Raw genomic sequence first — 12266 nt, forward strand, 5'->3', positions numbered from 1 at the left:
GAGGGTTAGGGTGAGGGTAAAAATTACAGCGGCTGCGTCTGTGCCTCAACCACCGCCAGCGCCACCATGTTGACGATACGACGCACGGAGGCAATCGGCGTTAATACATGTACCGGTTTTGACACCCCCATCAGCACTGGCCCTACGGTCACCCCTTCAGAACTCGACACGCGCAGCAGGTTATAGCTGATACGCGCCGCTTCTACGTTCGGCATAATCAGCACGTTCGCGGAGCCTTTCAGCGGGCTGTCCGGCATACGTTCATTACGAATGCTCTCCACCAGCGCGGCGTCGCCGTGCATCTCGCCGTCGATCATCAGTTCCGGCGCACGCTCGCGCACCAGGTCCAGCGTCTGGCGCATTTTGCACGCCGCCGCGGATTTGGATGACCCGAAGTTAGAATGCGACAGCAGCGCCACTTTCGGCTCGATACCAAAGCGGCGCACGGTTTCCGCCGCCATCACGGTGATTTCCGCCAGTTCGTCCGGGGAAGGATCGTCGTTGACGTAGGTATCGGCGATAAAGGTGTTACCGCTTGGCAGCAGCAGCGCGTTCATTGCGCCGGCAGTATGGACACCCTCGCGATAGCCGAAGATCTCCTGCACCACGCTGAAATGCTCATGGTACTCGCCGATGGTGCCGCAGATCAGCGCATCCGCCTCACCGCGGTGAACCATGATCGCGCCGATCACCGTGGTGTTGCTGATCACCGCCCGCTGCGCCTGCTCCTGGGTGATCCCGCGACGCTTCATGATCGAATAGTATTCGTTCCAGTACTCTTTGAAGCGCGGATCGGATTCGTTATTGACGATCTCAAAGTCGACGCCCGGCTTAATTTGCAGGCCCAGCTTCTGGATACGCATCTCGATCACGCTCGGACGACCAATCAGGATCGGTTTCGCCAGCCCTAAGGTGATCAGCTCCTGCGTGGCGTGCAGCACGCGCGCCTCTTCCCCTTCCGCCAGCACCACGCGCTTCGCGTCAGCGCGCGCCTGGGAGAAGATCGGCTTCATAAACAGGTTGGTTTTGTAGACGAACTCGGTGAGTTTATCGACGTAGGCATCGAAATCTTCAATTGGCCGCGTCGCCACGCCAGAGTCCATCGCCGCTTTGGCCACCGCTGGCGCGATCTTCACGATCAGACGCGGGTCAAATGGTTTAGGGATAATGTAGTCCGGGCCGAAGCTCAGATCCTGATCGCCGTAGGCGGAGGCCACCACTTCGCTCTGCTCGGCGTGCGCCAGCTCTGCGATAGCATGAACGGCGGCGAGCTTCATCTCTTCGTTGATTGCCGTAGCGCCGACGTCCAGCGCACCGCGGAAGATGAACGGGAAGCAGAGCACGTTGTTCACCTGGTTCGGGTAGTCCGAACGTCCGGTACAGATGATCGCGTCTTCACGCACTGCCTTCGCCAGCGGCGGCAGAATTTCCGGCTCCGGGTTCGCCAGGGCCAGGATCATTGGCGCGCGCGCCATCTTCTGCACCATCTCCTGGGTCAGTACTTTCGGGCCTGAACAGCCGAGGAAAATGTCGGCACCTTCAATGACGTCTTCTAGCGTGCGCTTGCCGTCGTCTTCCACCGCATAGGCCGCCTTGGTTTCCGCCATGTTTGGCTCGCGGTCTTTGTAAATCACGCCTTTGGAGTCGCAGACCACGATGTTGTGTTTCTGCATGCCCAGCGCCACCAGCAGGTTCATACAGGCGATGGCCGCGGCGCCAGCGCCGGAGACCACCATGCGCACGTCGGAGAGGTTTTTCTCCACCACACGCAGACCGTTCAGAATGGCGGCGGTACTGATAATCGCCGTGCCGTGCTGGTCGTCATGGAACACGGGAATGTTCATACGCTCGCGCAGCTTCTGCTCGATATAGAAACATTCCGGCGCTTTGATGTCTTCCAGGTTGATGCCGCCGAAGGTCGGCTCCAGCGCCGCCACCACGTTGATGAATTTATCCGGGTCCAGTTCGTCCACTTCGATATCGAAGACGTCGATACCGGCAAATTTCTTAAACAGAACGCCCTTCCCTTCCATCACCGGCTTACCGGCCAGCGCGCCAATGTTCCCTAACCCCAGTACCGCCGTACCGTTAGAGATAACGGCCACCAGGTTGCCACGGGCGGTGTATTTGTACGCTGCCAGCGGATCTTTTTCGATTTCAAGGCACGGGGCAGCTACGCCTGGCGAGTAGGCCAGCGCCAGATCGCGCTGGGTCGCCAGCGGTTTGGTCGGGGATACCTGGATTTTACCCGGAACAGGAAACTCGTGAAAATCGAGAGCGCTTTGTTTTAACTGATCATCCATCTTGTTATTCCTTTCACGTTTCGGTCAAAAAGGGTGATGTTGACGTTCCTATGCACACCCTGGTGTGCCGCATAGTATCGCCGCAGGCAGGCTCCTAAACTTTGAAGGCTGCCAAACTCTCACCATTGCAGAATAAAAATTGTTATCAATTTATAACAGCCATGTTACCCGTCTCAGACAGCAATGCCTCCCCCGTCTGCTATGCTTTTTTGTTAAGTCCATCATGATTTTCTCAGAAGTGTGACCTGACGCACTCGACTAACTCTTTTATTTCCAAGGAGTAATTATGAACCAGCTAGACGGCATCAAACAATTTACCACCGTGGTTGCAGACAGCGGCGACATCGAATCGATTCGTCACTACCAGCCGGAAGACGCGACCACCAACCCCTCGCTGCTGCTCAAGGCGGCCGGTCTTGCGCACTTTAGTCATCTGATTGATGACGCCCTTGCCTACGGCAAACAGCGCGGTAAAACGCAGGAGCAGCAGGTCGCCGAAGCCAGTGACAAGCTGGCGGTCAATATCGGTGCGGAAATTCTTAAAAGCATACCGGGACGCGTCTCCACCGAAGTGGATGCCCGCCTCTCATTCGACCAGGAAAAGAGCATTAGCAAGGCTCGCCGCCTGGTGGAACTCTACCAGGAGCAGGGGATCGATAAATCACGCATCCTGATCAAGCTTGCCTCCACCTGGGAAGGCATCCGCGCGGCGGAAGTGCTGGAGAAAGAGGGGATCAACTGTAACCTGACGCTGCTGTTCTCCTTCGCCCAGGCGCGTGCCTGCGCCGAAGCGGGCGTGTTCCTGATTTCACCGTTTGTCGGGCGTATCTACGACTGGTATCAGGCAAAACAGCCGATGGATCCGTATGTGGTGGACGAAGATCCCGGCGTGAAATCGGTGCGTAATATCTACGATTATTACAAGCAGCACCGCTACGAGACCATCGTGATGGGGGCCAGCTTCCGCCGCACCGAGCAGATCCTCGCGCTCGCGGGCTGCGACCGGCTGACCATCTCCCCTGATCTGCTGAAAAAGCTTCAGGAGAGTGAAGAGACGGTGATCCGCAAGCTGGTGCCAACCTCCACCGTTCTGCCAAAACCAAAACCCATGACCGAAGCGGAATTCCGCTGGGAGCACAATCAGGATCCAATGGCCGTGGAAAAACTGGCGGACGGCATCCGTCAGTTCGCCGTCGACCAGCGCAAACTCGAAGATCTTCTCGCCGCCAAACTTTAACCTTGCCACGGAGTGAACTATGTCTCGTAAAGAGCTCGCCAACGCCATTCGCGCCCTCAGCATGGATGCCGTACAAAAAGCCAATTCCGGCCACCCTGGCGCCCCCATGGGTATGGCTGATATCGCCGAAGTGCTGTGGAACGACTTCCTGAAGCACAACCCTACCGATCCGACCTGGTACGACCGCGACCGTTTTATTCTTTCCAACGGGCACGCCTCGATGCTGCTCTACAGCCTGCTGCACCTTTCCGGCTACGATCTGCCGCTTGAGGAATTAAAAAACTTCCGCCAGCTGCACTCCAAAACGCCGGGCCACCCGGAGATCGGCTATACGCCGGGCGTTGAAACCACTACCGGCCCGCTGGGCCAGGGGCTGGCGAATGCCGTTGGCCTGGCGATTGCCGAACGTACGCTGGCCGCGCAGTTCAACCAGCCCGACCACGAGATTGTCGATCACTATACCTATGTCTTTATGGGCGACGGCTGTCTGATGGAGGGGATCTCTCACGAGGTCTGTTCTCTGGCGGGCACCCTGGGGCTGGGCAAGCTGATTGGCTTCTACGATCACAACGGTATCTCCATTGACGGGGAAACCGAGGGCTGGTTTACCGACGATACGGCGAAACGCTTTGAAGCCTATCACTGGCACGTGGTGCACGAGATCGACGGTCACGATCCAGAGGCGGTGAAAAAAGCGATTCAGGAAGCGCAGAGCGTGAAGGACAAACCGTCTCTGATCATCTGCCGCACCACCATCGGCTTTGGCTCGCCGAACAAAGCGGGCAAAGAGGAGGCGCACGGCGCGGCGCTGGGTGAAGAGGAAGTGGCGCTGACCCGCCAGAAACTGGGCTGGAAACACCCGGCCTTTGAGATCCCAAAAGAGATCTACAAGGCCTGGGATGCTCGCGAAACAGGTGAAAAAGCGCAGCAGGCCTGGAACGAGAAGTTTGCCGCCTACAAAAAAGCGTATCCGGAGCTGGCGGCTGAGTTTACCCGCCGCATGAGCGGCGGCCTGCCGGAAGACTGGGAAGAGAAAACTCATGCGCTGATTGAGAACCTGCAATCCAACCCGGCGAAAATTGCCACCCGTAAGGCATCACAAAACACCCTGAACGCGATTGGCCCAATCCTGCCCGAACTGCTGGGCGGCTCGGCGGATCTGGCGCCAAGTAACCTTACCATCTGGTCCGGCTCTAAATCCCTGAAGGAGGACATTGCCGGGAACTACATCCACTACGGCGTGCGCGAGTTTGGGATGACCGCCATTGCCAACGGCATCGCCCACCATGGCGGCTTCGTGCCGTACACCGCCACCTTCCTGATGTTTGTCGAATATGCCCGTAACGCGGCGCGTATGGCGGCCCTGATGAAGGCGCGGCAAATCATGGTGTACACCCACGACTCTATCGGGCTGGGTGAAGATGGGCCGACGCACCAGGCGGTAGAGCAGCTGGCGAGCCTGCGCTTAACGCCAAACTTCAGCACCTGGCGTCCTTGCGATCAGGTGGAAGCGGCAGTGGGCTGGAAGCTGGCCGTAGAGCGTCATAACGGACCCACGGCGCTGATCCTGTCGCGCCAGAACCTGGCGCAGATCGAGCGCACGCCGGAGCAGGTGAAAAATATCGCCCGCGGCGGGTACATCCTGAAAGACAGCGGCGGCAAGCCAGACGTGATCCTGATCGCCACCGGTTCCGAGGTGGAAATCACGGTAAAAGCGGCGGAGAAACTGACCGCCGAGGGTCACGCGGTGCGCGTGGTTTCACTCCCTTCAACGGATATCTTTGATGCTCAGGATGAGGCGTACCGCGAATCGGTGCTGCCTTCAAACGTCGCGGCGCGCGTGGCGGTTGAAGCTGGCATTGCCGACTACTGGTACAAATACGTGGGCCTGAAAGGGGCAATTGTCGGGATGCATGGTTACGGTGAATCCGCCCCGGCCGACAAGCTGTTCCCATATTTCGGCTTTACCGTTGAGAACGTGGTGGAGAAGGCGCTAAGCGTGCTGTAGTGCTTTTGCCGGGTGACGCTGTCGTTTACCCGGCCTGCGGTTCGAGGCTTTGTAGGCCGGGTAAGGCGTAGCCGCCACCCGGCTTTTTCACACCACTCTTACCCCTGCCGCCATCACCCGCTCCGGCGTTAATAACACACTTTCTCGGGCGTCATCGGTTTCCGCGCAGAGCAACATGCATTCAGATGTTTCACCGCGCATTTTAGCCTTTGCCAGGTTACACAACACCACCACCGTTTTGCCCATCAGCTCCTCTTCCCGGTAATACGGCACCAGGCTGGTGACGGTTTGCAGCATTCTGCCTCCCACCTCTATCTGCGCAATATAGAGCTTGTCCGCATTGGCGTGACGTTTAACGTCAACAATCTTTCCCACGCGGATCTCGAGCTTTGCAAAATCATCGTACGCTACCGTTTCCACTTTTGCCTCCTTGGTAAAATTTTACTAAATACTAGCACGATAACTGGCGAGGGCAACAGGGATGTTATTTACTAAAAATTAATGCATGTCCGAACGCATCCTTTACAATAAGCTATCTCGTGGGGAATAAGGACAAACATGGCAACGCTGAAAGACATCGCGACGGAAGCTGGCGTCTCGCTGGCAACGGTATCCCGGGTTTTAAACGATGACCCGACGCTGAATGTGAAAGAAGAGACGAAACACCGCATTCTGGAGATTGCCGAGAAGCTGGAATACAAAAGCACGACCTCCCGTAAAATGCAGTCTGTCGCTGCCGGTCAGCAACATATTCTGGCGCTCTACAGCTACCAGCAGGAACTGGAGATCAACGACCCTTACTATCTTGCCATTCGCCACGGCATTGAGACGCAGTGCGAAAAACTGGGGGTCGAACTGAGTAACTGCTACGCTAATGCCACCCTGCCGGAGCTGAAAAAGCTCACCGGGGTGTTGATTGTAGGCAAACCCTCCCCTGCGCTTCGACGTGCGGCAATGTCGTTGACCGACAACGTCTGTTTTATCGACTTTCACGAGCCAAGCAGCGAGTACGATTCTGTCGATATTGACCTTTCGCGCATCAGCAAGCAGATAGTGGATTTCTTTATTGCTCAGGGAGTTAAGCGGATTGGCTTTATCGGCGGCGAAGATGAGCCAGGCAAGGCTGATATTCGGGAAGCCGCCTTCGTGGAGTACGGGCTCCTGAAAGGGGTGGTATCGGAACAGGACATCTGGCGCGGCGGTTTTTCCAGCTCGTCCGGTTATGAACTGGCAAAAATCATGCTGGCACAACAGTGCTGGCCTTCCGCCTTGTTCGTGGCCTCCGATTCCATCGCCATCGGGGTGTTACGCGCCATTCACGAAAAAGGGCTGGCGATCCCGGAAGATATTTCACTGATCAGCGTGAACGACATCCCAACCGCCCGCTTTACCTTCCCGCCTCTTTCCACCGTGCGCATTCACTCTGAAATGATGGGCAGCCAGGGCGTTAATCTGCTGCTGGAAAAGGCCCGCGATGGCCGCGCGCTACCGCTTCAGGTCTTTGTCCCGAGCGTACTGAAGCTGCGCGGCACCACCCGCTGATTTCCACCTGTTAACTCTCCCGCCGGGCACGCCCGGCTTTTTTAATTTCGTGATCGAGTTAAAGCAAATCGGTTTTACTGATTTTATTTAGTAAAATATTTACTAAAATCTCCAGCAATGATGTTTTACCCCTACAGGGAGATCACATGAATCGCTGGGAAAATATTCAACTCACGCATGAAAACCGGCTCCCGCCACGTGCGTACTTCTTCTCTTATGACACCGTTTCCCGGGCGCGCACGTTTGCGCGTGAAGCCAGCAGCCACTTTCTGTCGCTAAGCGGAAAGTGGAACTTTCGCTTCTTCACGAACCCGCTGCTTGTCCCGGAAAACTTTACCTCAGAATACATGGCCGACTGGGGCGATATTACCGTGCCGGGCATGTGGCAGATGGAAGGTCACGGTCAGTTGCAGTACACCGACGAAGGCTTTCCTTTCCCGGTGGACGTACCATGGGTGCCGTCAGACAACCCGACCGGGGCATACCAGCGCTGGTTTACGCTTTCTGAAAGCTGGCAAGAGAAACAGACCCTTATCAAGTTTGACGGCGTCGAAACCTATTTCGAAGTCTACGTGAATGGCCGCTATATAGGCTTTAGCAAAGGCAGCCGACTGTCTGCCGAGTTTGATATCAGCGATGCGGTACACAGCGGTCAAAACCTGTTGTGCGTGCGGGTTATGCAGTGGGCAGATTCCACCTACATTGAGGATCAGGACATGTGGTGGACGGCGGGGATATTCCGCGACGTCTACCTGCTGGGAAAATCACTCACGCATGTCCGCGATTTCACGGTTAAAACCACCTTCGACGAGGCATACCGGGATGCCACCCTCTTCTGTCAGCTTGAGCTGGAAAACCTTGCAGCACGCCCTGGCTGTGTTCAACTGGATTATACCCTGTACGACGGCGAGACAGTGCTGCACCAGGGAACAACCGACAACCTGACCGTCAGCGAGCGTGCGGAAACCGCCTTCAGCATTGAGGTGAGGCAACCCCGCCAGTGGTCCGCTGAATCGCCGGATCTTTATCATCTGGTCATGACTTTAAAAGATAACCATGGCCAGACGCTGGAAATCATCCCGCAGCGCATCGGGTTTCGGGATATCAAGGTGAAAGACGGCCTGTTCTACGTTAACAACCGTTATCTGAAGCTGCACGGCGTCAATCGTCATGACAACGATCATCTGAGGGGCCGCGCGGTGGGGATGGATCGCGTGGAGCGCGACCTGATCCTGATGAAGCAGCACAATATCAACTCGGTACGTACCGCCCACTACCCGAACGACCCGCGCTTTTACGAGCTTTGCGACCTGTACGGCCTGTTTGTAATGGCTGAAACGGATGTGGAGTCTCACGGCTTCGCCAACGTCGGCGACCTGAGCCGCATTACGGACGATCCGGTGTGGGAGCCGGTCTACGTTGAGCGCATCGAACGCCATATTCACGCGCAGAAAAATCATCCGTCGATCATCATCTGGTCGCTCGGAAACGAGTCCGGCTACGGCTGTAACATCCGCGCGATGGCCCGTGCGGCAAAAGCGCTGGATGATACTCGCCTGCTTCACTACGAAGAAGATCGCAACGCCGAGGTGGTGGACATTATCTCCACCATGTATACCCGCGTACCGCTGATGAATCTGTTTGGCGAATACCCGCACGCCAAACCGCGCATTATCTGCGAATACGCCCATGCGATGGGCAACGGTCCCGGCGGGTTGACCGAGTATCAGAACGTGTTCGATCGCCACGACTGCATTCAGGGGCATTATGTCTGGGAGTGGTGCGACCACGGTATTCAGAAAACAGACGCCAGCGGCAACATCTGGTACGCCTATGGCGGCGACTTCGGTGATTACCCCAATAATTACAACTTCTGCCTCGACGGGCTGATCTACTCCGATCAAACGCCCGGGCCAGGTTTGCGTGAGTACAAGCAGGTGATCGCCCCGGTCAAACTGCGCTGGCAAAACGGTGAGCTGCACGTTGATAACCGCTTATGGTTCACCAGCCTGGATGATTACACCCTGCTCACGGAGGTGCGTGCGGAAGGTGAAACGCTGCACAGCGAGCCACTGAACATCACCGGGTTGGCCCCCAACAGCTCCCGCAGCGTCAGCCTGCACGTGCCGGAACTGGACGAGCGCGAAGCATTCCTGACTGTACGTATTATCAAAAACAGTCCCACGCGCTACAGCGAGGTCGGGCACGAGATCGCGGTGTATCAGTTCCCGTTAAAAGGCCGCACGGCACGCCCGACACCGTTTATCAACACCAGTGCCACTCCGCTGCGTCTGGAGGAAGATCGCCTGAGCTGCACCGTGACCGGGCATAACTTCCGCGCGAGCTTCTCTAAAGTATCGGGAAAACTCAGCGCCTGGCAGGTGAACGGTGAGGAATACCTTACCCGTGAGCCGAAGATTAACTTCTTCAAGCCCATGATTGATAACCATAAGCAGGAGTATGAAGGGCTGTGGCAGCCGTATCATTTCCAGATCATGCAGGAGCATCTGCGCGGTTTCGAGGTTGAGCAGCATAACGATGCGGTCATCGTCACCACCCGTACCCTGATTGCCCCGCCAGTGTTTGATTTTGGCATGCGCTGTACCTATCGCTGGCGCATCGCCGCCGACGGGCAGATCAACGTTGAGCTATGCGGTGAGCGCTACGGCGAGTACCCACACATTATTCCGTGCATCGGCTTTACGCTTGGCATCAACGGCGGTTTCGATCAGGTGAGCTACTACGGGCGAGGGCCGGGTGAAAACTATCCGGACAGCCAGCAGGCCAGCACCATCGACCTGTGGCACACCACGGTTGATAAGATGTTTGAAAATTATCCGTTCCCGCAAAACAACGGCAACCGTCAGCAGGTGCGCTGGGCCTCCCTCGCGGATCGTCATGGCAGCGGCGTGCTGGTCGTACCGCAACAGCCTCTCCACTTCAGCGCCTGGCACTACACGGCTGAGAATATTCACGCCGCACAGCACTGCAACGAACTGCGCCGCTGCGATGACATCACGCTTAATCTTGACCACCAGGTGCTGGGCTTAGGCTCCAATTCCTGGGGAAGTGAGGTACTGGAGAGCTGGCGCGTCTGGTTCAGTCCGTTCCGCTACGGCTTCACATTGCTCCCGCTCAATGGCGGCCGCATCGCCTCGATGGCGCTGGCACGCCAGCAATTCGGCACCGGTTTCTTCTCCATGGATTTGCACAGCGAGGCAGACAAATGATCGTTCTTGAGAGCCTGGAACAGTTTCAACAGCATTACCGCACGGGTCGCAAATGGCAGCGCTGCTCAGAAGCCATTAACAATATCGATAATATCTCGCCCGGCGTAGCCCATTCGATTGGCGATTCGCTGGCCTACCGTGTGACCAATGATGCCAGCACCGACGCGCTGTTTGTCGGGCATCGCCGCTATTTCGAGGTGCATTACTACCTTCAGGGCGCGCAGAAAATTGAATATGCCGCCAAAGATGCGCTTCAGACAGTGGAGTGCTACCGCGATGAGACCGATCGAGAATACCTGAAAGGCGTGGGTACCACCGAACAGGTGCGCGAGGGGCAGATCGTAATTTGTGAGAACCATGAGGCGTATCGCTTTATCAGCGAGGAGCCGGTCAAAAAAGTCATTCTCAATGTGACCATCGAAGACGGTTATTTCCATAACAAATAAAAAAACGAGCGGTGCCAATGAAGCACCGCTAGCCTCTTACCCGGAGAAACGTTATGTCTGAAACCACCAAACGCAATACCATCGGCAAATTCGGCCTGCTGTCGCTGACCTTTGCCGCCGTGTTTAGTTTTAACAACGTGATCAATAATAATATCGAACTCGGACTTGCCTCCGCGCCGATGTTCTTTTTAGCAACCCTGTTCTATTTTATCCCGTTCTGCTTAATTATCGCTGAGTTTGTCTCGTTGAATAAAAACTCAGAAGCTGGAGTTTATGCCTGGGTAAAAAGTTCACTCGGCGGGCGCTGGGCATTTATTACCGCTTATACATACTGGTTCGTGAATTTATTCTTCTTCACCTCGTTATTACCGCGCGTCATTGCCTATGCCTCTTATGCCTTTCTTGGCTATGAGTACATTCTCACACCATTTGCCACAACGGTGCTAAGTATGGTGCTGTTCGCCTTCTCAACGTGGGTCTCCACCAACGGGGCGAAGATGCTGGGGCCAATTACGTCTGTAACCTCCACGCTGATGCTGCTGCTGACGCTCTCTTACATTCTGCTGGCGGGCGCGGCGCTAATGGGTGGGGTGCAGCCCGCTGATCCGATTACCGTCGACGCGATGATCCCGCATTTTAACTGGGCATTCCTCGGCATTACCACCTGGATATTTATGGCTGCCGGGGGCGCGGAATCCGTCGCGGTGTACGTAAACGATGTGAAAGGCGGTTCGAAATCTTTCGTTAAAGTGATCATCCTGGCGGGGATCTTTATCGGCGTGCTGTACTCCATCTCCTCGGTACTGATCAACGTCTTTATCAGCAGCAAAGCGTTGAAGTTTACCGGGGGTTCGGTGCAGGTGTTCCACGGTCTGGCGGTGTGGTTTGGCCTGCCGGAAGTGTTGATGAACCGTTTCGTCGGTCTGGTTTCCTTTACCGCCATGTTCGGCTCCCTGCTGATGTGGACGGCGACGCCGGTCAAAATCTTTTTCTCGGAGATCCCGACCGGCATTTTTGGTCCGAAAACCGTGGCGCTGAACGAAAACGGCGTACCGGCGCGCGCGGCCTGGATCCAGTATTTGATTGTGATCCCACTGATGATTATCCCGTCCATGGGCTCCAGTACCGCGCAGGAGCTGATGAACACCGTCATCAATATGACCGCTGCGGCCTCCATGTTACCGCCGCTGTTTATTATGCTGGCCTACCTCAACCTGCGTCGTAAGCTCGATCACCTGCCGCGCGATTTCAGGATGGGTTCACGAACCACGGGTATAACCATAGTGTCGATGCTGATTGTTATTTTCGCCATTGGTTTTGTGGCATCCACTTTCCCTACCGGTGCCAATATTCTGACAATTATTTTCTATAACGTCGGTGGCATTGTTTTATTCCTCGGATTTGCCTGGTGGAAATACAGCAAATACGTAAATGGATTATCAAAAGAACAACAAAAAATTGAAGCATCACCTGCCTCGAATATTAACTGAAATAAAAGGC

Annotated in this window: 8 protein-coding genes; 6 read left to right on the forward strand and 2 right to left on the reverse strand. The window is 55.9% G+C overall.

Annotation, left to right across the window (positions count from 1 at the left end; genetic code table 11):
• Window positions 1-23: 23 nt before the first annotated feature.
• Complete coding sequence (maeB, locus tag IM290_RS15855; protein ID WP_023295115.1) at window positions 24-2303, reverse strand: NADP-dependent oxaloacetate-decarboxylating malate dehydrogenase; 2280 nt, start codon at window positions 2301-2303, stop codon at window positions 24-26.
• A 286-nt stretch (window positions 2304-2589) separates the two neighbouring features.
• Between maeB and tal the strand changes: the two genes are divergently transcribed.
• Both tal and tkt read left to right on the forward strand, forming a co-directional pair.
• Complete coding sequence (gene tal / locus IM290_RS15860) at window positions 2590-3540, forward strand: transaldolase (RefSeq protein WP_015572217.1); 951 nt, start codon at window positions 2590-2592, stop codon at window positions 3538-3540.
• 19 nt (window positions 3541-3559) lie between these two features.
• A complete protein-coding gene (gene tkt / locus IM290_RS15865; RefSeq protein ID WP_023295116.1) occupies window positions 3560-5548 on the forward strand; it encodes a transketolase in 1989 nt (662 codons plus the stop codon).
• Window positions 5549-5635: 87 nt separating this feature from the next.
• Here the strand turns inward: tkt and IM290_RS15870 are convergent, their stop codons facing one another.
• Complete coding sequence (locus IM290_RS15870; protein ID WP_032669414.1) at window positions 5636-5968, reverse strand: tRNA-binding protein; 333 nt, start codon at window positions 5966-5968, stop codon at window positions 5636-5638.
• Window positions 5969-6106: 138 nt separating this feature from the next.
• Here IM290_RS15870 and ebgR point away from each other — a divergent pair, with 138 nt between their 5' ends.
• The 4 genes from ebgR (at window position 6107) to IM290_RS15890 (ending at window position 12256) form a co-directional block, all read left to right on the forward strand.
• Window positions 6107-7090: a transcriptional regulator EbgR gene (gene ebgR, locus IM290_RS15875; RefSeq protein ID WP_163313320.1), complete on the forward strand. Its 984-nt coding sequence runs from the start codon at window positions 6107-6109 to the stop codon at window positions 7088-7090.
• Between the two features lie 146 nt (window positions 7091-7236).
• Window positions 7237-10320 (forward strand): beta-galactosidase subunit alpha, encoded by a 3084-nt coding sequence (ebgA, locus tag IM290_RS15880; protein WP_193042341.1) that lies wholly within the window; start codon window positions 7237-7239, stop codon window positions 10318-10320.
• Window positions 10317-10766 (forward strand): beta-galactosidase subunit beta, encoded by a 450-nt coding sequence (locus IM290_RS15885; RefSeq protein ID WP_015572213.1) that lies wholly within the window; start codon window positions 10317-10319, stop codon window positions 10764-10766. Before ebgA ends, IM290_RS15885 begins: the two co-directional genes overlap by 4 nt.
• A gap of 53 nt (window positions 10767-10819) precedes the next feature.
• Window positions 10820-12256, forward strand: coding sequence for an amino acid permease (locus tag IM290_RS15890; RefSeq protein ID WP_047062595.1), 1437 nt, complete (start codon window positions 10820-10822; stop codon window positions 12254-12256).
• The last annotated feature ends 10 nt before the right edge of the window (window positions 12257-12266 follow it).

It is taken from the genome of Enterobacter cloacae complex sp. S1, from assembly GCF_014930525.1.
GTDB classification, from domain to species: Bacteria; Pseudomonadota; Gammaproteobacteria; order Enterobacterales; family Enterobacteriaceae; genus Enterobacter; species Enterobacter hormaechei_C.